Below are 20,969 nucleotides of genomic sequence, written 5' to 3' on the forward strand. Positions count from 1 at the left end.
GAGATAGGATGAAAGGTTCAAAGAGAATAGCTCATTTGCTCTTATCCTTTATTTTGATCATGTTTATGATTTCAGCCCTTCAATTTCCGCAAGCAGCAACCGCGGATGCCGTCATCTCTATCGATAGCCAGGCAGACCTGGAGCAAATCCGCAGCAATCCGTCCGGCGATTTTCAGCTGACGGCCGACATCGATTTAACTGGGGAGTTCCTTCCGATCGCTTCGTTCAGCGGTACATTGGACGGCAGCGGCCATATCATTTCAGACCTGACCATAACAGCGAATGCCAGTCAGCCCAAGGCGGCCTTCATTGTCGACAATGAGGGGGTTGTCGAGAGGATCGGGTTCACCAATGTGGACATTACCGGTCTTGATACGAATTCCGCCTATTGGGCCAGCGGCATCGTCGGGACGAATAACGGAACGATCCAGGAAAGCTTCGTTACCGGTTCTATTATTGGCGGCTATCGCAGCGCGGGCATCGCAATCACGAACCATCATATCGTCAGGAATGTTTATTCCGCAGCCACCGTCAGCGCCAACGTGGAAAGCGGAGCACTGGTAGCGGTGTCGGAAAGCGGCTCGATGCTGGAATCCTCTTATGCGGTACCCGATGTCCATTCCGATACGAACAACACGGGCGGCATAGCCGCCTACGCCTATACGGGCGCGGTCATCCGAAACAATGCGCTGCTGGCGGGAACGATTGACAATGGCAGCAACAGTAATATTGCGCGGATTGCCGGACGGCTGAACGGGACCCCCACCCTTCAAAACAATATCGCCTCGTCCAGCGCGCTTGTTCAGGGTACGGCTGTGACAGGCGGTACCTTAAGCAATAATCAGGGAGCGTCCGTGACCGACGCGGCGCTTGGATTGCAGAACACTTATGAAGCTACCTTGGGCTGGGATTTCTACTCCGTATGGGAAATGAGTTCCGTCCTTGACCGGCCAATATTAAGAGAGGTGCAGGAGAGCAGGGATGTCGGGATTGCGACGGCAGCTGACCTGAACCTTCTCCGCAGCAACCCGGATGGAGATTACAGGCTGACAGATGATATAAAGCTGACTGGTAATTTCGTTCCGATCTCCTCTTTCAGCGGGACGTTGGACGGCAATGGACATATCATTTCCGGTCTGACTGTCGCGGCGGATGCAAGTCATCCGAAAGCGGCGTTTATTTTGGTCAATAACGGCATCATCGAAAGGTTTGGGCTTCTTGATGCGGCCGTCGTCGGCAGCAGTGAGGATGCCAGCCATTGGGCGGGCGGAATAGCCGCCGAGAACCATGGGACGATCCAGGAAAGCTTCGTTACCGGCGTCGTTGCCGGCGGTTACCGGAGCGCAGGCATAACCGCACATAATTACGGTATCGTCAAGAACTGCTACACCGATATCATTGCAAAAGCGAAGGTGGAAAGCGGAGCTCTGGTGGCGGTGTCGGAAAGCGGCTCGACATTGGAATCGTCTTACGCGAAGCCGAGCGTATACTCCGAAGTGAACAATACCGGAGGCATATCGGCTTACGCATACACGGGCGCGGTCATCCGGAACAATGCGCTGCTGGCGGGTACGATCAACAATGGCAGCGGCAGCACGATTTCAAGAATTGCGGGGCGTGTGAACGGAAGCCCGGTATTCCAGAACAATATCGCCTCGTCCAATGCGCTCGTCCAGGGCGCGGTTGTGACCGGCGGAACCTCCAGCAACAACAAAGGATTATCTGTGACCGACGCGGCGCTTGGCTTGCAGGCTACGTATGAAACGACGTTAGGCTGGAATTTTGAGCGGATATGGGAAATGGACCCGGTGTCGGACCGCCCTGTTTTGCAATTTTTCGGCGCGCTTCCCTCACCGGAACAGAACCCGATCATTTACAGGGTGCTGAGAGACGAAACGGTTGAGCTCTCAACTGGCGTAGAGCATAGACAGATGGACTTTGTCGATGTCAATGGGAACGTACAGAAAGCGAATATTATCGATGTCGATATCAGCTTGCCGCAAAATCATATTATCGTCGGCGTGAAAAATAATCAGATTCCACCGACGGACGCCAGTGGCAACTACATCCGCACGGTGGACGCCGAAGGCCACGATATCATCAAAGCAAATGTCGCCGTACAAGCGTCAACGACCGTCATACCGGGGGCAGAGGTCGTTGCTGGCATCAACGGTGAGTTCTACACGGAACAAGGACCGGAAGGCTATATGATCAAGGACGGTTCTTCCATTATCAACGGGATCCGCGTCCCCGGGGCCGACGGTAAAGATTATCCGTTCCACGGATTTTTCGGAATCAAAGATGACGGAGCCGCGATGATTGGAAACTACGGAGCTGATTGGGAGAACAACAAGGATGATTTGTACGAAGCGTCCGGAGGACAATACTGGATGGTGAAGAACGGCGAAGCTCAGGACTTTAACGGACTTGTCATTTCGGACCCGGGCGATCCGAACTATGACGAGCAGACGTACTACCGGCACTCCGACCGCCATCCGAGAACGGCGGCAGGCATCCGCAGCGACGGCAGCGTATTCTTCGCGGTGGTCGATGGCCGTGGCGCCAACGGCTCCACCGGATTTTACATCGAGGAGCTGGGGCTTTATATGAAGGAGCTGGGTGCCTATCAGGCTTTGAATATGGATGGGGGAGGCTCATCTACGGCAGTGACGTTGAATGAGGGCGAATACGAAATCAAGAATACGCCAATCAACAAGGTGGATGGAGTCAATACACCTGGAGTTCCAAGAGACGTGTTTTCTTCCCTGCTGGTAGTGGTGGATCAACCGTAACGGGAAGCCATCATTTCGGACGAGGGAGACGATGTGGTTGGACAATATATACCATGGGGCCGAAGAATATATAATTCTTCATTTTACTCAACAATACGAAACCTACATTCGAATCATTCTCAGCGCTTTTCTCGGATTCATTATCGGATGGGATCGGGAATCCAAAAGCAAGCCTGCCGGCCTGAAAACCAATATGTATGTATGTGTTGCAAGCGCATTGATTACAATGATTTCCATATACAGCGTAGGGAAGTTCAGCGCATCGTTTGAGCGCACGATGATGGATCCGATGCGTCTGGCTGCTCAAATCGTGTCGGGGCTTGGATTTTTAGGTGCGGGCGTTATCCTTAAAGACGGCTTGAAGGTCAAAGGACTTACCTCGGCCGCCATGATCCTATTCGTTGGCGGAGTGGGCATAGGCATTGGCGCCGGTTTTTATAGTCTTGTTATATTCGCAGTCACGTTCTGTATGATTATGGCTAGAATAGCTAATTCAATCGAAAAGCAGAGATATAAAAAATTTCAACCGCTAAACAACCTTAGAAATTCGGATGTGCAGGAACTGACGGAATAGGTCCGAAAGAAGAAATAAACCTCAACGCGAGCGCGTTCGGGGTTATTTCTTCTTGTCTTTTCGAATTATGGAATGAGGGATCGTTATTTTAAAATTATTCCTTGACATCTCCTTTAATTATGTCATAATGACATTATCGAATTGAAAATACAGAATGGCGGTGAAGAGGGTCTCTATGGCAGAAAATGAATCCAATTACGAAGCAAGCCGCTATCGGACACCGGACGGTGCGCCCACGGACATTGTTATTTTCACTATTGTTTCCACCGAAAGGGGTACGCTCAAGAAATCATTGCCGAAGCGGGATTTGCAGGTGCTGCTGATCCAGCGCAAGATCTGGCCTTATGAGGGGGCCTGGGCCCTTCCGGGAGGCTTCACGCTGGATACGGAAACCGTATACGACTGCGCGAGGCGCGAGCTCAAGGAAGAAACCGGCGTGGACGATGTACATATCGAATACTTCAATGTTTACAGCGAGCCGGGCCGCGACCCGAGAGGCTGGATCATCTCGCATGCTTTTCTGGCGCTGGTCAATGAGCGGGTGCTGCAAAGGCGCAGAGCCTCAGTCGATGCCGCCGATGTCCAATTGTTTCCGGTAGAGGAAGCGCTGAAGATGGATCTGGCTTTTGACCACCGGCAGATTTTGGAGGACGCCTTGGGCGAGATTCGCCAGCAGATGCTCACGACGACGATTGCCCGGGAGCTGCTGCCGGAGGAATTTACGATCAGCGAGCTTTACCAGGTCATCCAGACCGTCGTGCCGGAATTTCAGGAGCAGAACTTTATCCGCAAGATCACATCCACCCAGAGCCGCCAAGGCATTATTGAGGAAGTCCGGGATGGGAATGGCGGGCTGAAGCAGTCCAATCTGTATTCCCAGCGCGCCGCACAGCTGTACCGGTTCACAGATCTTGAGCCGAGGCTGTCGATATATGGCTAATAGATGAATTTGCAGGCGGCGCCGGCGATTATGAATCAAGGAGCGTGACCCAAGATGATTCAGTTAAACGGAGTGGAACTGGCGTTCAGAACCTTCCCCAACGGTGAAACGCTGGTGGATGGCGAATCGATCAGCGCCAATATTCAGGATCTTAACGCCATATCGTTCAAATACGAGAATGACAGCGATCTGATCAAGCTGATGTTTGTAAAGAGTGTGCTGGATGAACGGGATAAGCCGGCTTCCCTGCTGATTTATTACATGCCCTACAGCCGTATGGACCGTGTGGAGGGCGCATCGGTTTTTACGTTGAAATATGCAGCCAATCTGATCAACTCGCTTCAATTTAAGGACGTTACCGTAATCGAGCCCCATTCGGATGTGACGCTGGCCCTGTTGAACCGGAGCAAGGCGAAGTATCCGACGGTCGAGCTGCTGGAACAGGTGGCGGCTGAGGTGGGCTTCGACCGGGATACGGATTATCTGTTCTTCCCCGATGCAGGCGCGCAGAAGCGCTACAGCAAGGTGAAGGGCTACAAGCAGCTGGTCGGCTTCAAGTCGCGCGATTTCCTGACGGGGGAAATTCAGAGCCTGGATATCGTCGGGACAGTCCCGGCGGAGCCGTTCAAGGTTATTATCGTGGACGATCTCTGCTCCTACGGCGGGACATTCATCAGAAGCGCGGAGAAGCTGAGGGAGATCGGCGCATCCCCTGTCTATCTGCTGGTCGGCCACTGCGAGAAGTCGATCCACCAGGGTACAATCCTGACAACCGATCTGATAGATAAAGTATTCACCACCAACACGATACTCGATCAAGCCGGTCATGACAAAATTCAGCTATTTGAAATCGGAGGCTTCTAACATGACACAGCCATTCGTCTATCCAGCTACCCTGCTTTGCGATTTCTATAAGGTCAGTCACAAGAATCAATATCCCAAAGGAACGGAGCTGGTCTACTCTACCTGGACCGCTCGCACCAGCCGCCTGGAGACGATCGACCGGGTTGTGGCCTTCGGTTTCCAGGCCTTCATCAAGGAATATCTGATTCACTATTTCAATGAGCATTTCTTCGCCCGTACCAAAGAGGAAGTGACGAATGAATATAAAAGAGTCATTCAATATGCACTGGGCACAGTGGAGCCCGATGCGTCGCATATTGAAGAGCTGCACGATCTGGGCTATTTGCCGATCAGGATCAAAGCGGTCAAGGAAGGGACGCTTGTGCCGGTCAAGGTGCCGATGCTGACGATCGAGAACACGAAACCGGCATTTTTCTGGCTGACGAATTATTTGGAAACCCTGATGTCCTGCCAGCTGTGGATGCCGACGACAAGCGCGACGCTTGCCTTCGAGTACCGCAAAATTCTGGAGCAGTTCGCTAAGGAAACGAATGGCGACACGTCGGGTGTTCCCTTCCAGGGCCATGACTTCTCGATGCGGGGCATGGGCTCGCTGGAGGCGGCCAAGGGCAGCGGCGCAGGCCATCTGATTTCCTTCACGGGGACCGATACGATTCCGTCGATCCTGTTCCTGGAGGATTACTATAATGCCAATATTGAGAAAGAACTGGTCGGCACCTCGATTCCGGCGACCGAGCACAGCGTAATGTGCGCACATGGCACGGACGAAATGGCTTCCTACCGCTACCTGATCAAAGAAGTATATCCGAGCGGGTTTGTTTCCATCGTATCGGATACCTGGGATTTGTGGAGCGTGCTGGATGTGGTCATTCGCGGCTTGAAGGAGGATATTCTGAGCCGGGACGGCCGTGTGGTCATCCGCCCGGACAGCGGGGATCCTGTTAAAATCATCTGCGGCGATCACGATTCCACGCATGAGTTCGAGCGCAAGGGTGTGATCGAGATACTCTGGGATATTTTCGGCGGTACGGTGACGGAGAAAGGCTACAAGCAGCTCGACAGCCACATCGGCGCCATCTATGGCGATGCCATCACGATCGCGCGCTGCCGAGAGATATGCGGGAAGCTTGCGGCCAAAGGCTTCGCTTCAACCAACATGGTATTCGGAATCGGATCATACACGTATCAGTACAATACGCGGGATACGTTCGGGTTCGCGCTGAAATCCACCTTCACCATTGTGAATGGCGAAGAACGGAAGATTTACAAGGATCCGAAGACCGACAGCGGAGTCAAGAAATCGCAAACGGGTCTGGTGCTTGTGGAAGAGAAGGACGGCAATCTGACGTTCACCGACAATCTGAGCGTGGCGGAATATGCGGCGAAGCAGGCGGATGATATTCTTGAAGTCGTCTTCGAGGACGGGAAGCTGCTTGTTGATCACACCATTGCCGATATCCGGGCGAACCTGCTGGCTCATTTGTAAGAGCGGACGGTGCATAATCGTAAAAAACCATCGCCAAGGATTGGCGATGGTTTTTTAGGTATTTTAACTCTTATTGATTTATACTGTTCAGTCTGACACATATCGATCAACATAGGCACGTAATTGTTTGTTTTCGACTAACTCGAAACTTCTGCTCAGCGTCCTCCACGTTCCTGCTCCTCCAAATACTTGCGGAGGCGGATGAGATAATCCGGTGCATCCAGTTGGTCAGTGGTAATCAGCTCAATGATGCACAGTTGATTTATTTGCGCTTGCTCTGCCGCAGCAATCACCTCGTCCAGTTCACGGTTGGTGCGCACTTGAGCAGTGAACGCCTTTCCGCCAAAGGCTTCTGCCAGCTGCGTATAATGCCAGGCGGGAATTTGATTGTATCTCTGATTGGAAGTCTTAACGTTCAAATATTTTTCGATCGTGTAGCCGCTGTTGTTGAGGATAAATAGAATCGGCCGGCAGCCGTTGCTCAGCATCGTGCTGATTTCTTGAACCGTCAGCTGCAGAGAGCCGTCTCCCGTAAACAGCAGTACACGCCTGTCCGGTGCCGCGATACATGCTCCTAACGCGGCAGGGGTTGCATAGCCGATGCTTTGCCAGCCCTGTTGGCAAATATAATCGGCTCCCGCCGGAAGCCGCACCTGTGACATTCCATACGCAAAGGTTCCAGTCTCAACCACGACAATATCTTTGTCCTTCATCATACTCTGTAAGCGGGGATAATACGTTGCCGCCCGGATTAATTGATCAGGCTCGCCAATTATTTCATCATACGGGAAGGAGATCTGAGGCAAAGGTCCGCTTCGGGTCCAGCCGCATGCATTCAAGGCAGCGATGAGATCCGCCGCCATAACCGGCTCGTACATTGATTCTCCGACCCGTACAAACTCCGGCTGGATGTCGACGAGGCGAAGGCGATCGAGCTTCGCCGTATTATTCGCCGAATTGATGTCGGTCCAGATCATTCCGACCGCAATCATGCAGTCTGCGCTTTCAACGATATTCCTTACCTGTTCGCTGCCGAAAGCTCCGCCGTATACCCCGATATAATTGGGATGCCGTTCGTCAAAGCTGCTCTTGCCAAGCAGGAGAGATGCGGCTGGCAAGTTTAAGCGCAGCGCCAACTGCTGAACGGCATCTCTGAATCCGTAGCGGAGCGTCAGCATGTCCGAAAGCAGCACCACGTTGTTTGTTCCGTTCAACAGCCCGCGAATATGCTGAATCGCTGCTTCAAGAGCAGGCTTGCTTGTCGCGCTTTGCATCTCCTCCGGAATAGTTCGACGGACGATGGGCTTTGTAACCAAATCGATCGCAACCATGAGATAGACCGGCTTGCGGGTTCGCTTGGCTATGCGTATGGCCGCCGGGATCTCCTGCTCGGCGTTCTCCGGTGTCAAAATCGCCGTATAGGCGCATAGGTGCGTGTATATTTGCCGGAATACGTCGAAATCGCCGTTCAGCAGCGTATGGTGCATCAGCTTATGCGCCTCTTGATCCATTGATTTCGGAGCTCCGACGATATGCACTAACGGCACGTATTCGCTGTTCGCTCCCGCTACCGTATTGCAGGCACTCATCTCCCCAACGCCGAAGGTTGTAATTAGCGCCGACAAGCCTCGGAGCCGTCCGTAGCCGTCAGACGCATATCCAGCCCCCAGCTCGTTGCGTCCATTGATGAATCGGATTCCTTCATAGCCCTCCAATGTATCCAGAAGGCTGAAATTATAATCGCCAGGAATGCCGAAAATTTCAGTAATGCCTTCCGCTTTCAGACAATCGAAAAGATACTGGCCCAGTGTGGGCGAAGAAGTCGGCATGGGCGTCTGCATTTTATCCGGTTTGTTTTTAAGCATTGTCAAGTTAGACGTTCCTCCTCAGAGATCTCCGATGGAAAGCTTGTTTCATATGCACGGAGAGACACAGTGCTACCGCTCTAAATTCCCCCAATTACCGCCTTATCATTCCTGGCTCTTCTGCGGGCATCGCGAATTCCACACGTTGCTTGGTGTAGAATTTGTTATCAACTGTTATTTTTTATGAAAAGGTAGGAGCAGGCAATTCATCAATCTTCATACGGAGTAAACTATAAGGTTTTGTCGCAGGTCTTTTCCATAATGATAGCTTGCCTGCCGATGTAATTGGTTCACAATAACATATAAGTATTGATCCGGACCAATCGAAAAAGTATCCGGCCATAAAATTCCCGGTTCATGTGCGATAGTCTCCATTGAGCCATTCGGGAATATCTTTCGAATGCTGTTGTTTTCATAGTCTCCGGCATAAACGATTCCCCTTGCATCGGTGACCATTCCGTCTGACGCACCTTTTTCTCCCCAGTATTTCACATGATAACGTAAATCCATATCCGATATCGTTCTGTCTCTTATACGTTCTGTCGAGATCGAGTACAGATGACGACTGGACAGTGGACAAAAAAATAATAGCTTACCGTCAGGGGAAATCGCTATACCATCAGAGGCTACTCTAAAGGGAGAAGTCGAGCCGTCCTTGTTTCGGTTCATCAAAATTTTACCTTCTACTTTCGGTATAAAATGGGGATCGGGTGAAGTTGAATTTGCTCCATTCAACCGTCTAAACGCATTTCCGTTTGCTAAATCTACGACAATAATCGCTCCAGGTCCTTTGGAGGATGAATCCGTTATATAGGCAAAACCTGCTTGACCAACACGAAAATCAAATCGGACATCATTCAGATAAGTTGTTGGCAGGACAACATCTTCTGTAAATGTATATACTTTGCTTATTGTGTTTGTTTTTAAATCTACAGCGACTAATTTTGCCCCGCCTTTAATAGGTTCAGTAGAATTTGGTGCTGCTGTATCTAATACCCAAAGTGTACCCCTACCATCAGCAAGCACACTTTGGACACTGATGAAAGACATTTTGATATTCCATTGGTTTGCCAAATTGGTTTCTATACTGGGATAAGGCTGCAATCTATCCTCAACAATTTCCGCCACCGTAAAGGTAACGTCGTCTCCCCATCTCGGAAAGCAAATGAAAATACGCCCGGTTTCTGAAACACTAACACCTGTCGGCATAGCCCCATAAAATGAATAAACAAGTTCTAATTTACCGAAATAATGTTCAACAGGTAACATCGGTTTCATGATATCCTCCCCCACCAGATTCGCGCAGATAACACCTATATATGCGGGTTGGGGCTTTTTTATGGATGGAATCGCAGTCTTATCAAGGGAGTTTGGCAGCCTATTTGGCGAACGCCATGGGGGAGGAGAATTTTGCCGCCATACGTAAAAGTCAGCAGTCCAGCTCCGGAAGCGGAGCCAATTCCACACAAGGAGAGGTTTAGGATACAAAGTCTTTTTGGTTTTTTCCCAACTCGGGTTATAATGGCAAAAGATGGACCAGCCCGGATCACCGCCGTATCCTGCAAGGATACTCAAGCGGGGGAGAACGGATTTGGTTATATAAGGAGGCCTACCCATGGATTATAAAGCTTATTTCGAGCAGCGGAGAGAACAGCATCTGAACGAGCTCAAGGAATGGATCTCCATTCCCAGTATTTCGGCGCTGTCCGAGCATAAGGAAGATGTGAACAGGGCGGCCAGCTGGCTGTCGGACACCCTGAAGAGGGCAGGTCTGGACAATGTCGAGATTCATCAAACAAAAGGGCATCCGATCCTTTATGCGGATCATCTGCATGCTCCCGGAAGGCCTACGGTTCTCGTCTATGGACACTATGATGTGCAGCCGGTTGACCCTCTGCATTTATGGGAGACGCCTCCCTTCGAGCCCGACATCCGGGACAACAAGCTGTATGCCAGAGGAGCGACGGACGACAAAGGCCAGCTGTTCCTGCATATTAAGGCCATCGAAGCCCTTATCCAGTCGGAAGAGCCGCTCCCGGTTAATATCAAGCTGGTTATTGAAGGCGAAGAGGAAGTAACGAGCACCAATCTCCATCCTTTCATCCATACATACAAGGACAAGCTTGCGGCGGATGTGGTGCTCATCTCCGATACCGAGCTGCTTGCTCCGGGCAAGCCGGCGATCAGCACGGGCCTTCGCGGTCTCTGCTCGCTTGATGTGTCCGTACGAACAGCCAAGACCGACCTGCACTCCGGAACCTTCGGAGGGGGCGTTCCCAATGCGCTCCATGCCCTGGTTTCCTTGCTCGCTTCGCTTCATGACGATAAGGGACGCATTGCAGTCGATGGATTTTATGACGATGTGCCTGACCTTACGCCGGAAATGAGAGCCGAGCTTGCCAGGAAAGAGTTCGACGATGAGCAGCAAAAGATCACCCTCGATCTTGATGCGCTATACGGCGAGGAAGGCTACTCCTACGTTGAGAGGACCGGAGCGCGGCCCACGCTGGAGATCAACGGCATGTACGGCGGCTTCCAGGGTGAAGGCACGAAGACGGTCATTCCTTGCGAGGCTCACGCGAAAATCACCTGCCGCCTGGTAGGCAAGCAGGATCCCCAGGATATTCTGGACAAAATCGAACGCCACATCCGCAGCCATACGCCTGCAGGAGCGAGAGTAACTGTCGTGCAGCGGGAGAAAGGCAATCCGTTTACCATCGATCCGTCCGTTCCCGTGCTGCAAAAGGCGGCCGACGCCTACGAGCGCGTGTACGGCGTACGTCCCGTATTCACCAAAGACGGCGGCTCCATTCCAATTGTCGAAGCGCTGGCCCGGGAGTTGTCCGTGCCGGTCGTGCTCATGGGCTTCGGACTTCCCGACGAGAATCTCCATGCGCCCAACGAGCATTTCCATCTGGAGAATTTCGATAAAGGATTGCTGACCATCGTAGAGTTTCTGAAAATGATCTGATTCTCTGATTGCTGGAGCCAACAGCAGTCCCCTGTTCAAACCTTATATTCATTCGAGAATGGAAGCCGCTGTCCAAGAGGCTTCCATTTTCTTATCGTCATCTATTCATTTATTTCTGGAATGTTGTAAATAATGCTCCCTGTCTGACAATTTCCTCGATCGAATAAACATCCAGAGTACTTTGAAACTGCTGCTCTGCTTTATCAATCAGCAAAGAAATAAACTGTTCAGTGCCTGTGCTTGGCACAGACCAATAAGGCGTGCTTTGCGATTTCCCAAGCACCCGGTAGACTTCGCCAACTGTAATTTCCCGCGGTGATTTCGCCAATGCATAACCGCCTTCGCGACCTCCATGGGCGGATACAATTTCAGCTTTCGATAGTGCCGCCAGGATCTTTCGCACATAGCTTGGCTCCGCACCTAATTCGTTGGCTATATTTTGACTCTTCAACAATTTATCCGTTCTAGAAAGAAGAACAAGGGCGCGCAGAGCGACATGAAACCATGTCGGGCCCAGTTCCCCGGATTGAATTAGTAATTGCATGTTCTCCTCCAGTATCGCGGTATTATATCTTACTATATCATTTTCTCTGAGTTGACATCTATTATCGGTTCATGATAATTTTTAATTGTGATTAATAATTCACAATTAAATTGCAGGCCAATTGAATGATCTTGAGGAGGTTTAAGTTGTATGGATTTCATTAGCAGAGTCGTACCGGAGTTAAGACCGATTTTATCGTTATTGCCGCCTATACATCTGCCTGGGGATTTAGCCATGATAAGACAAGCCCCTATACCTCCCGCCCAGGAATCCGAAGATGTTATTACGATTTCCCGCCATATTTCCGGAGCAGCCGGCCAGGAAATGCTGGTAAAGATTTATGAGCCGAGGAATCGAAATCAAGCTGCGCTTCCTGTTTTGTTATGGATCCATGGAGGGGGTTATGTTATTGGACACCCTAACATGGATGACGGTTTATGCCAAACCTTCGCTATAACGGCTAATTGTATCGTCGTGTCGGTCGATTACCGGTTGGCACCGGAGCATCCATATCCGGCGGCGATTGAGGATTGTTACGAGGCATTAAAGTGGATGTCTGACAATTCTGACGAGCTGAATATCGATGTGACCCGTATAGCGATTGCCGGTGCGAGCGCTGGCGGAGGCTTGACGGCTGCTTTGGCTTTAATGGCTCGCGATAAAGGCGGACCGTCGATCGTTTTTCAAATGCCGCTATATCCAATGATCGATGATCGTAATACGACTCCATCAAGCTACGAAATAACGGAAGAAAGAGCAACCTGGAATCGATCTAAAAATACAGCTGCGTGGAGCATGTATTTAGGAGAACATGCAAACGGGGAGATATCCCAATATGCAGCTCCTGCCCGCGCGCATAATTTGGCTGGCTTGCCCCCCACATACACTTGTGTGGGTCAATTAGATCCGTTTCGTGATGAAACCATTGAATATGTTGCGCGGCTTGCCCAATCGGGAGTTGACGTGGAGTTCCAGTTGTACCCGGGATGTTTCCATGGCTTTGAGAGTGTCGTTCCTAATGCGAAAGTAAGCCAACATGCCAGAAACGAGTATGTTAACGCATTAGCCGCAGCATTAAAGTGAAGAGTCCTGCTTTAACCAGGAGCACCTCTTGGAAGTTGAATGGGAGCTATTTGTATGATTCCGATTCAATTCTGAAGGTGTTTTTGTTTTTCTTTATAAGTTGCGGTAGCCGCGTAAATCGCGGCTATTTTTGTTTATGGGAACAAATTCTTGTTTGTCCCCATCTTCTTCAGAAAATATTCAGAATTTCCCCCACTTTATCCGCAGAATTTTTGGTTAGGATAATAACTGTTGGATAAAGGAGGGCGATAACATGCAGGTTAATATAAGAACACGTATTCAGGATAACTTTCTGTTTCTGTCGAGGTTTCTAAGCTCGCCCGGAATCATCGGGAGCGTGACCCCAAGCTCGAAATTTCTGGCCAAACAAATGATAAATGCTGTCCCATGGAATCAGGTATACCATGTCGCGGAGCTTGGAGCCGGGACCGGCGCGATCACCAAATACATTCAGGAGGCCCGGCGGAAGGATACGAAAGTGATGCTGTTCGAGCAGGACACGCGTCTGCGCCATAAGCTGCAAACCCAATACGCAGGCTGCTCCTGCTATGAAGACTGCCGCGAGCTCGAAGCTGCTTTGCGCAGTGAAAACATCAAGCAGCTCGACTGTATCCTCAGCGGCCTGCCCTTCTTCAACTTCCCCCAGGAGGTGCGGGACAGGCTGGTCGGTCAAATCGTGGCCTCCTTGAGGCCCGGCGGCTTGTTTATTGCTTTTCAATATTCACAGCAGATGAAAAAGCAGCTGAGCGAGCATTTTGAGATTGAGCAAATCAAATTCGTTCCGCTTAATATTCCTCCGGCATTCGTCTATATATGCCGCAAAAAAGGGTGAGACTGCCATGATGATCGCGGGAGCAAAACGGTATCTGCCGCTGCTGTGGATGCTGGCCATACCAGTGTTGAATGTATTTTATGAGATATTGAACCGCGCAGGGGCCCATGTCAGCAGTTTGGCGACGGGACTGGATGAACGGACTCCTTTTCTGCCAGCCTTTATTATCCCGTATCTGATCTGGTATCCCTTCATTATGATCATGCTGATCGTATTGTTCATGAAGAGCAGAACGGTCTATTACCGGACGCTGCTGGCCTTGAGCCTCGGCTTGATTGGATGCTATCTGACGTATTATTTTTATCAAACGACAATATCCCGTCCGACGATTACGGAGCATGGGCTTTTCTATTCGCTCGTAAATATGATTTATCATTCGGATGGTCCGTATAACTGCTTTCCGAGCATTCATGTTCTGACCAGCTACCTGATGCTCAAAGGCGTATCGAGCTGCACGAATCTTTCCAGAGCGACACGATGGTTTGTTGTTGTCATGGGCTGGTCAATCATCGTTTCGACCGTATTTGTGAAGCAGCATGTGTGGCTGGATATGGCCGGTGCCATTTTGCTGGCGGAGATGATGTATTATGCGGCAGGGACATGGCTTCTTCCGCGGACTGCGGTTCAGAGGAGGCAGGTTGAATGAACGCGGATACGATGCTGGGGCTGATTCAGCATTTTGGCTATGCTGCGATGTTTTTCGTCTTATGTCTGGGCCTTATCAGCATTCCGGTTCCCAATGAGGTCATTGTTATGACAGCAGGAGCGGTGACGGTGAGCGGGAGCCTGCTTCCTTTGCCGGCGTTTCTGTGTACGTATCTGGGCGTCCTGTCGGGGCTAACGTTCGGGTATACGATGGGACGCAGGTACGGCAGACCGATTCTGAACAGATGGGAGCGGAAGGCACGGATCGGGAAAGCTATGAAATTTGCGGAGAAGCTCATATCCAAATACGGAAAATCAGCCTTGTGTGTGAGCTATTTCTTTCCCCTTGTTCGCCATATTATGCCCTATCTTGCAGGGCTAAATCGGATGAGCTTCAAGCTGTTTGCATTTTTTTCCTATGCGGCAGGCTTAGTGTGGACGCTGATTTATTTTTTCCTCGGCCGTCTTGTCGGGAACCACGTGCAGGAGGTGGGTTATGTGATTTATAATTATGGCATGAAACTGCTGTGGCTGCCGATCGTACTGCTCGTTGTTCTGGGCATTATCAAATGGTCTGCCCGCCTGCGCAATGAGAGGAAGGGAACGCTGGGCCGATGAGTACGATTCTTGTCGTTGACGATGATCCGGAAATCCGCGATGTTCTTCATATCTACCTGCGCAATGAAGGCTATCATGTGCTGGAAGCGGAAGACGGGGTGCAGGCTCTGGATACTCTGAAGAGCGGTCAGATCCATCTGATCATACTGGATATTATGATGCCTAATCTGGACGGGATCAAAGCCTGTCTCCAAATCCGCGAGGAATCGCAAATCCCCATCATTATGCTGTCGGCCAAAGAGGAATATCTCGATAAAATCATGGGCTTGTCGACCGGAGCGGATGATTATGTGACCAAGCCCTTCAATCCGCTGGAGCTTATGGCCCGCGTGAAAGCGCAGCTTAGAAGACAGGGCTACTCCTCCTCCGCAAACCAGGACGCCGATGAGGGGGAGATCCGCATCGATGAGCTTGTCATCAATAAGGATGAACACACCGTCACGGTTCGCGGCGCACCGGTATCTCTTACTCCCATCGAATTCTCCATTCTGGAATTATTGGCGGGGAGCCGCGGGCATGTGTTTAATGTCGATCATATCTATCAGCGGGTCTGGAAGGATCAGACCGGATTCTTCTCGGAAAACACGGTGATGGTCCACATCCGGAATCTCCGGGAGAAAATCGAGCTGAAGCCGCGGGAGCCGCAGTATATCAAGACCGTCTGGGGAGTGGGATATAAGATTGATAAATAAAATCTGGGCCATACTGGGAGGCCGCAACAGTATCCGCGGCCAAATGCTCTGGACGTTTGTCTTAAGCCTGCTGCTTGCTGTGCTCGGTAATTTGCTGGCCAATTTTTTTACGCCGGAATCTGCTGGCACTCTTACCCTTTTTCTGAATCCCCTCTCTTTTTTTCTCTGCTTTTTTATCTTCTTTTTTCTGTTTACCCGCCGAATTGTGCGGACCTTCAGGGCCATTACGGATGGTCTGAAGCTGATCGCAAGCGGGAATTTGAGCTGCAGGGTGCCTGCGACCCGGAAGGATGAGCTGGGGATTGTGGGCCGGAACATCAATCAGATGGCTGAGCAGCTTCAGCAGCAGATGGAACGGGAACGGCAGCTCGAGAAATCCAAGATGGAGCTGATTACGTACGTATCCCATGATTTGAGAACGCCGCTCACCAGCATCATAGGCTATCTGGATCTGCTCAAGACGCGGAAGTATCAGAATGAGCAGGAGCAGGAACGTTTTATTGATAATGCCTATAACAAGACGCAGCAGCTCAAGAAGCTGATTGACGATTTGTTCGAATATACCCGGCTGACCGGCGGCGACGTCCGGTTATCCATGCAGGAGGTGGATCTGAACAGCCTGCTGGAACAAATCATCACCGAGTTCGAACCGGTTGCCAGGGAGCAGGGAATTATGGTGGTCAAAGAACAAAATCCGGGACCTGTCCGGGTGCGGATGGATGTGGAGAAAATCGTGCGGGCCATCGATAACCTGCTGACGAACGCGCTGAAATTCTCTGAGAGGCCGGGAGAGATCCGGATCGAATTGCTGCAGCGGGAAGACCATGCGGTCTTGTCTATCGCCAACCGCGGCAAACCGGTTACGCCGGAGCAGGAGGAGCGGTTGTTCGAACGGTTCTACAAGATGGAGCCTTCCCGCAGTGACGAGAACATGCCGGCAGGCTCCGGACTGGGACTGTCGATCGCCCGTAATATCGTGGAGCTGCATGGCGGACGGATATGGCTGGAGCACCACGAAGGCCATTATAAGTTCTGGATGGAGTTTATGGTATAGAAGGGCCATCATCTGACGCTAAACGAGCATCATTTTCACTCATCGCCCCATAGCGTTCAAGCGCTTTTCGGGATGTTTCCAGCATTCGCCGCTTCATATGCTCCCCCTCAACGATCCGCACTCGCTTGCCGAGAAAACGCAGCTTTGAAAGCATGTATTCGCGCTCGTCCTGGGCAAAGCTCAAGCAGATCCGATAAAGCTGATTGTCTGCGTCATAGGTCACGTCTTTCTCGAAGCAGGAGAAGGCATACAGAATACGGGAGAGCTCCCGGTTATACGTCGGCACAACCTCCACGACGGCTGTTTCTTTGGGTAATGCGAGCATGCGCTCCACCTGCTTAAGGGCATGCTCCTTGTGTCCGGGCATTAGTTCATAGCCGGTTACGGCAGTGATTTTTTCCAGCCTGGTGCTCATGAAGGTACGGTGCCGAAAATGGTACCAGAGCAAATACCACTCCCGCTTCACCATGGAATATTCCAATTTGTACGGAAACCCCGTTTGCTCCGGACATACGCGCCCGTCTTTGAGGCTGTAAACGATGCGAATCCCCTTTTTCTGCAAAATATAACGGCGCAGCGGGCGCAGCAGAGGATGAATGACCTGCCGCTGCAGGCTTTGGGCCTTCTCCAGAAAATGCTCCTGCAGATCCATCGCTTCATCCGGCTCCAGAATCGCTTGCAGCTTCGCGAATGTCTCCTCCCGGAAGGCATCCCTGGCTGAAGGATGCTGGAGCATGCTCTTCAGCCAAGAGCGCTCATGCGAAGTGGCCATGAAGGTGCCCGAGTCATCCAGCCGGGAGATAATCTGATAATTAAAGATCTTCTCGAACAGGTTCATAATAGGCCGCTATCTCCTTCCATTCCGCAATCATTTCACGCCGCAGCCGGTTCGGCGCAAGCACCTCGCAGCTGGAGCCGAAGCTGCGCAGCCATGGCTTGATCTCCGTTATGCCGTTCACGAGGATCTCATAGATAAAGGACTGCTCGTCCTCATCCGTGATGCTGCCCCATTGCCCCTGGAGCCGTACGCGTTCCTTGATGAAATTCGGCTGCGATGCTTCGGGATTATAAAACCGTACCCGGACGGCTGCGGGGGCTCCCGTATCGATGAGCCAGCTGTGCGCCGTTTTATGCTCCAGCTCCTCTCTTTTCCCCTGGAAGAAGTCTTCGGTGACCTGCTCATCCTCTTCGAATTGGGTGATGCCCTCCAGACGGTATTTGCGAATGCCTTCCCTGCGGTTATGGGCGAGAAGGTACCACCTCCCATATTGGTGATCGTAGACCACCTTAAGCGGGAGCGTGCGCTCCTGTCTTCCCTCCGTATCCCGCTCGAACAGCGGATTCGTATTGCGGGAGGCATAGCTTTTGTCCGATTTCGGGGAGAAATAGAGAAAACGCACCCTGCGCCGGTTCCCGATCGCGTGGAGCAGCGTGAACAGATGCGCCTCGTCAAGAATACGCGAGTAATAATGATATTTATATAAGAAAGGCTCGACGGCATCTCTGCCGTCATGGCTGCGGGCAAGGATTTTCTTCAGACCGTCGCGGAGAAGATAGCCCTGCACCGAAGGAACCCGGGTATTGGCCATCACATCGACAAAGTCGAACAGATCCATCAGCTCGTCGTCCGACAGCTGCTGCACCAGATCGTTTTGCATCCGGTAGCGGAAAGGGCGCGCTCCGGGCTCGCGGCGGATGACGCCAACCTCCTCCAGATATTTGAGGTCCGAGCGGATGGTCTTCTCGTCCGGGAAGGGCAGGTCGTCCGCGAGGCCGCCGCCGCACACTTCCAGCAGCTCCATGGCCGTCAGCGGCTGCCCGTGAAGAGCGGCCAGCAGCAGGGAGATCCGCTGGCTCTCGGACTCCTTGAGAGACTTGGCGCGGAACAGAAACAGCAGCATGGGATCTGCGGAATCATAGTATTGGAAGCGGATGGTCTCCGCCAGCTCCCGGCCTTGTTCCTCGGGCAGCTGCTGCTGCACGGCGCCGACGATTTCCTTTAATTTGCGGATGGTTTTGTCAAACGTATGTACAGAGATCCCGAGCCGGTCGGCGAACTGCTGGCGGCTGTATGCCCCGCTCGTCAGGACGAGCATCCGCAGAAACTGGATTTCCTTATCAAAGCTTTCCTTCGCCAATGCGCTCTCCCCGCTTACATTCAAGTCATATTCTTTATTGTAACAGGGGAGTGCAGGGTGGGATATGGAAAAATTCCAAGGACGCTCGCTATACTTTCGCCATGTTCACTGGCCGGGAAATAAGAGAAGATGTTCCAAGGAAGAAGGAGGAATGCGGCATGACCGGATACCAGGTACAAATTATGGATCAGCTGAGGCTGATCGAGCAGGAAGAAGACGTGAGAATCCTCTATGCATGCGAATCAGGCAGCCGGGCATGGGGATTTGCATCCAAAGACAGCGATTATGATGTTAGGTTCATCTATGTTCGTCCTATAGATGATTATTTGTCCATATTCGACAGAAGAGATGTGATTGAGCGTCCGATCAGCGGGATGCTGGATATTAACGGTTGGGATATGAAGAAAGCACTGAATCTTTTCCGCAAATCCAACCCGCCGCTGCTGGAATGGCTGCAATCGCCAATCACTTATATGGAGAACGGAGCGGCTGCGGAGCAGATCCGCCGCTTGTCTCCGCTGACCTTCTCGCCGCGATCCTGCATGCACCATTATCTTCATATGGCCAAAGGCAACTACAGGGATTATCTGCAGGGCGAACAGGTGAAGATCAAAAAATACTTCTATGTGCTTCGCCCGATTCTGGCCTGCGAGTGGATTGAGCGGAGAAATACGATGCCCCCTATTCAATTCGAAGCGCTGGTGGAAACGCTTGTGCCGGGAGGCAGCGGGCTGAAGATGGCCATTGACCGGCTGCTTGTCCGGAAGAAAGCAGGCGACGAGCTGGATATTGAGGCCCGGATTGATCCTCTCAATGCGTATCTGGAAGAGCGTATCGCTTATTATGAGGGATTGGCGTCAAGTACGCCTGTCTCGGAGGGAGCGACGAACGGTCAGCTGGATGAGTTGTTTCGAGCCGCACTGAGGCAAGCTTGGGAGTAACCTTAGGGGAAGAAGCATGCGCGAATCGCGGCATGCTTCTTTTGTCTACTCTTACGGCTATGTATACTGCGCATCCCGATTCCGAACCGTATAAGATGGGTTATTCAAAGGCTTTCATTTGAGATCCGGATATGAAATTTAAAATTTTGTCGGCTAAGCGAATGTTTTCGACAGGCTTTATTCATTATAATGTACATAATACTCATCCGATAACTATGAATTAAAAATGGATATAGCATATAAATGAGGTGAATACGGTTGGAAGACTTTCAATCCGCCGAGGCCCAGCGGGAAAGTGCGCTGCTGGCGCAGCTGTTTGAGGAGCATGGGCAGCTCCGGAGCTGCAAGAAGAACGAGTATATTTTCCGGGAAGAGGACAACAGCGATGAAATTTATTATGTCCGCAGCGGGCTTGTGAAGATTTCCCAATCGGCGCAGGAAGGGCAAAGCATCACTTTGTTTCTGCGCCATATCGGAGAGGTTTTTGGAGCTGCGGAGGTATTGATCGGGGAGAAACGGCAGCGGGATGCCAGATGCATCGTAAGCAGCGAGGTGCTGACGATTGCGGCGCCGGTATTCAAAAATCTGCTGCAAAGCCGCACCGATGTCCTGTACGCGCTGACCTTGTCGAACGCGAGGCGGCTGCTGCAAACGCAGCGGTACGTCGAGATGCTGATTTCGCGTCCTGCCGCCTGGAGACTGGCGCATTTTCTGCTGCAGCTGGGCAGACGCAAAGGCAGCACGCTTCAGATCGCGCTGCAGCTGAGCCATGAGGAAATATCCTTTATAGTCGGGTGCAGCCGGCAGACCGTTACGGAAACACTCAACAAATGGCGGGAGCAGGGACTGATAAGCTACGAGAAGAAGAGCGTGTTCATCCATGATTCCGCACAGTTTCTGTCCGGTGTCTAGTGGAGACTTGGAGGTAAG

At 51.5% G+C, this 20,969-nt stretch carries 19 protein-coding genes and 1 pseudogene; 15 read left to right on the plus strand and 5 right to left on the minus strand.

Annotated elements, in window-relative coordinates:
- Positions 1-8: 8 nt before the first annotated feature.
- The 5 genes from AC0YOA_RS19105 to AC0YOA_RS19125 all read left to right on the plus strand — a co-directional run bounded on the left by AC0YOA_RS19105 (position 9) and on the right by AC0YOA_RS19125 (position 6,656).
- Positions 9-2,792 carry a phosphodiester glycosidase family protein gene (locus AC0YOA_RS19105; RefSeq protein WP_475787921.1) on the plus strand — a complete coding sequence of 928 codons (2,784 nt, stop codon included), beginning with the start codon at positions 9-11 and terminating at the stop codon, positions 2,790-2,792.
- Positions 2,793-2,829: 37 nt separating this feature from the next.
- Complete coding sequence (locus AC0YOA_RS19110; protein ID WP_475787922.1) at positions 2,830-3,366, plus strand: MgtC/SapB family protein; 537 nt, start codon at positions 2,830-2,832, stop codon at positions 3,364-3,366.
- 175 nt (positions 3,367-3,541) lie between these two features.
- Complete coding sequence (locus tag AC0YOA_RS19115; RefSeq protein ID WP_210046295.1) at positions 3,542-4,306, plus strand: NUDIX hydrolase; 765 nt, start codon at positions 3,542-3,544, stop codon at positions 4,304-4,306.
- Between the two features lie 54 nt (positions 4,307-4,360).
- Positions 4,361-5,170, plus strand: a complete 810-nt coding sequence (locus AC0YOA_RS19120) for a ribose-phosphate pyrophosphokinase (RefSeq protein ID WP_475787923.1) — start codon at positions 4,361-4,363, stop codon at positions 5,168-5,170.
- Position 5,171: 1 nt separating this feature from the next.
- Positions 5,172-6,656 carry a nicotinate phosphoribosyltransferase gene (locus AC0YOA_RS19125; protein ID WP_475787924.1) on the plus strand — a complete coding sequence of 495 codons (1,485 nt, stop codon included), beginning with the start codon at positions 5,172-5,174 and terminating at the stop codon, positions 6,654-6,656.
- A gap of 155 nt (positions 6,657-6,811) precedes the next feature.
- Here AC0YOA_RS19125 and AC0YOA_RS19130 read toward each other — a convergent pair whose 3' ends face one another.
- Both AC0YOA_RS19130 and AC0YOA_RS19135 read right to left on the minus strand, forming a co-directional pair.
- A complete protein-coding gene (locus AC0YOA_RS19130) occupies positions 6,812-8,521 on the minus strand; it encodes an alpha-keto acid decarboxylase family protein (protein WP_475787987.1) in 1,710 nt (569 codons plus the stop codon).
- 181 nt (positions 8,522-8,702) lie between these two features.
- Positions 8,703-9,799 (minus strand): annotated as a pseudogene (locus tag AC0YOA_RS19135) (L-dopachrome tautomerase-related protein).
- 65 nt (positions 9,800-9,864) lie between these two features.
- Between AC0YOA_RS19135 and AC0YOA_RS19140 the strand changes: the two are divergent.
- Together AC0YOA_RS19140 and AC0YOA_RS19145 are read left to right on the plus strand one after the other, a co-directional pair.
- Positions 9,865-10,002 (plus strand): hypothetical protein, encoded by a 138-nt coding sequence (locus AC0YOA_RS19140; protein ID WP_475787925.1) that lies wholly within the window; start codon positions 9,865-9,867, stop codon positions 10,000-10,002.
- Between the two features lie 134 nt (positions 10,003-10,136).
- Positions 10,137-11,492, plus strand: a complete 1,356-nt coding sequence (locus tag AC0YOA_RS19145; protein WP_475787926.1) for a dipeptidase — start codon at positions 10,137-10,139, stop codon at positions 11,490-11,492.
- Between the two features lie 109 nt (positions 11,493-11,601).
- On the opposite strand, the gene AC0YOA_RS19150 is transcribed toward AC0YOA_RS19145, so the two are convergent.
- Positions 11,602-12,036: an RrF2 family transcriptional regulator gene (locus AC0YOA_RS19150; protein ID WP_475787927.1), complete on the minus strand. Its 435-nt coding sequence runs from the start codon at positions 12,034-12,036 to the stop codon at positions 11,602-11,604.
- A gap of 150 nt (positions 12,037-12,186) precedes the next feature.
- On the opposite strand from AC0YOA_RS19150, the gene AC0YOA_RS19155 reads away from it, so the two are divergent.
- From AC0YOA_RS19155 to AC0YOA_RS19180, 6 genes are all read left to right on the plus strand, one after another.
- Positions 12,187-13,119, plus strand: coding sequence for an alpha/beta hydrolase (locus AC0YOA_RS19155; protein WP_475787928.1), 933 nt, complete (start codon positions 12,187-12,189; stop codon positions 13,117-13,119).
- A gap of 253 nt (positions 13,120-13,372) precedes the next feature.
- Positions 13,373-13,951 carry a class I SAM-dependent methyltransferase gene (locus tag AC0YOA_RS19160; RefSeq protein WP_475787929.1) on the plus strand — a complete coding sequence of 193 codons (579 nt, stop codon included), beginning with the start codon at positions 13,373-13,375 and terminating at the stop codon, positions 13,949-13,951.
- Between the two features lie 7 nt (positions 13,952-13,958).
- Complete coding sequence (locus AC0YOA_RS19165) at positions 13,959-14,597, plus strand: phosphatase PAP2 family protein (RefSeq protein WP_475787930.1); 639 nt, start codon at positions 13,959-13,961, stop codon at positions 14,595-14,597.
- Positions 14,594-15,214, plus strand: coding sequence for a DedA family protein (locus AC0YOA_RS19170; protein WP_475787931.1), 621 nt, complete (start codon positions 14,594-14,596; stop codon positions 15,212-15,214). The genes AC0YOA_RS19165 and AC0YOA_RS19170 overlap by 4 nt, the downstream gene beginning before the upstream one ends.
- The gene (locus AC0YOA_RS19175; protein WP_210046285.1) at positions 15,211-15,906 is read left to right on the plus strand and encodes a response regulator transcription factor; all 696 of its coding nucleotides are present in this window, start codon (positions 15,211-15,213) and stop codon (positions 15,904-15,906) included. The genes AC0YOA_RS19170 and AC0YOA_RS19175 overlap by 4 nt, the downstream gene beginning before the upstream one ends.
- The gene (locus AC0YOA_RS19180) at positions 15,896-16,960 is read left to right on the plus strand and encodes a HAMP domain-containing sensor histidine kinase (protein ID WP_475787932.1); all 1,065 of its coding nucleotides are present in this window, start codon (positions 15,896-15,898) and stop codon (positions 16,958-16,960) included. The genes AC0YOA_RS19175 and AC0YOA_RS19180 overlap by 11 nt, the downstream gene beginning before the upstream one ends.
- Here the strand turns inward: AC0YOA_RS19180 and AC0YOA_RS19185 are convergent.
- Together AC0YOA_RS19185 and AC0YOA_RS19190 are read right to left on the minus strand one after the other, a co-directional pair.
- Positions 16,950-17,798: a WYL domain-containing protein gene (locus tag AC0YOA_RS19185; RefSeq protein ID WP_475787933.1), complete on the minus strand. Its 849-nt coding sequence runs from the start codon at positions 17,796-17,798 to the stop codon at positions 16,950-16,952. The two genes, AC0YOA_RS19180 and AC0YOA_RS19185, sit on opposite strands and share 11 nt — an antisense overlap.
- Positions 17,773-19,098, minus strand: coding sequence for a helix-turn-helix transcriptional regulator (locus tag AC0YOA_RS19190; RefSeq protein WP_475787934.1), 1,326 nt, complete (start codon positions 19,096-19,098; stop codon positions 17,773-17,775). The genes AC0YOA_RS19185 and AC0YOA_RS19190 overlap by 26 nt, the downstream gene beginning before the upstream one ends.
- 158 nt (positions 19,099-19,256) lie before the next feature.
- Between AC0YOA_RS19190 and AC0YOA_RS19195 the strand changes: the two genes are divergently transcribed.
- Both AC0YOA_RS19195 and AC0YOA_RS19200 read left to right on the plus strand, forming a co-directional pair.
- The gene (locus tag AC0YOA_RS19195; RefSeq protein ID WP_475787935.1) at positions 19,257-20,039 is read left to right on the plus strand and encodes a nucleotidyltransferase domain-containing protein; all 783 of its coding nucleotides are present in this window, start codon (positions 19,257-19,259) and stop codon (positions 20,037-20,039) included.
- A 258-nt stretch (positions 20,040-20,297) separates the two neighbouring features.
- Positions 20,298-20,951, plus strand: coding sequence for a Crp/Fnr family transcriptional regulator (locus tag AC0YOA_RS19200; RefSeq protein WP_475787936.1), 654 nt, complete (start codon positions 20,298-20,300; stop codon positions 20,949-20,951).
- Positions 20,952-20,969 lie beyond the last annotated feature (18 nt).

The organism is Paenibacillus sp. JT22N12 (genome assembly GCF_056269365.1).

What these genes read in the sequence shown, in the direction of transcription:
- AC0YOA_RS19155 (WP_475787928.1), top strand. Translation starts at nt 12,187, where the DNA reads ATGGATTTCATTAGCAGAGTCGTACCGGAGTTAAGACCGATTTTATCG.
- AC0YOA_RS19130 (WP_475787987.1), bottom strand. Translation starts at nt 8,521, where the DNA reads ATGCTTAAAAACAAACCGGATAAAATGCAGACGCCCATGCCGACTTCT.
- AC0YOA_RS19170 (WP_475787931.1), top strand. Translation starts at nt 14,594, where the DNA reads ATGAACGCGGATACGATGCTGGGGCTGATTCAGCATTTTGGCTATGCT.
- AC0YOA_RS19195 (WP_475787935.1), top strand. Translation starts at nt 19,257, where the DNA reads ATGACCGGATACCAGGTACAAATTATGGATCAGCTGAGGCTGATCGAG.
- AC0YOA_RS19105 (WP_475787921.1), top strand. Translation starts at nt 9, where the DNA reads ATGAAAGGTTCAAAGAGAATAGCTCATTTGCTCTTATCCTTTATTTTG.
- AC0YOA_RS19150 (WP_475787927.1), bottom strand. Translation starts at nt 12,036, where the DNA reads ATGCAATTACTAATTCAATCCGGGGAACTGGGCCCGACATGGTTTCAT.
- AC0YOA_RS19185 (WP_475787933.1), bottom strand. Translation starts at nt 17,798, where the DNA reads ATGAACCTGTTCGAGAAGATCTTTAATTATCAGATTATCTCCCGGCTG.
- AC0YOA_RS19175 (WP_210046285.1), top strand. Translation starts at nt 15,211, where the DNA reads ATGAGTACGATTCTTGTCGTTGACGATGATCCGGAAATCCGCGATGTT.
- AC0YOA_RS19145 (WP_475787926.1), top strand. Translation starts at nt 10,137, where the DNA reads ATGGATTATAAAGCTTATTTCGAGCAGCGGAGAGAACAGCATCTGAAC.
- AC0YOA_RS19140 (WP_475787925.1), top strand. Translation starts at nt 9,865, where the DNA reads ATGGAATCGCAGTCTTATCAAGGGAGTTTGGCAGCCTATTTGGCGAAC.
- AC0YOA_RS19125 (WP_475787924.1), top strand. Translation starts at nt 5,172, where the DNA reads ATGACACAGCCATTCGTCTATCCAGCTACCCTGCTTTGCGATTTCTAT.
- AC0YOA_RS19160 (WP_475787929.1), top strand. Translation starts at nt 13,373, where the DNA reads ATGCAGGTTAATATAAGAACACGTATTCAGGATAACTTTCTGTTTCTG.
- AC0YOA_RS19115 (WP_210046295.1), top strand. Translation starts at nt 3,542, where the DNA reads ATGGCAGAAAATGAATCCAATTACGAAGCAAGCCGCTATCGGACACCG.
- AC0YOA_RS19120 (WP_475787923.1), top strand. Translation starts at nt 4,361, where the DNA reads ATGATTCAGTTAAACGGAGTGGAACTGGCGTTCAGAACCTTCCCCAAC.
- AC0YOA_RS19165 (WP_475787930.1), top strand. Translation starts at nt 13,959, where the DNA reads ATGATGATCGCGGGAGCAAAACGGTATCTGCCGCTGCTGTGGATGCTG.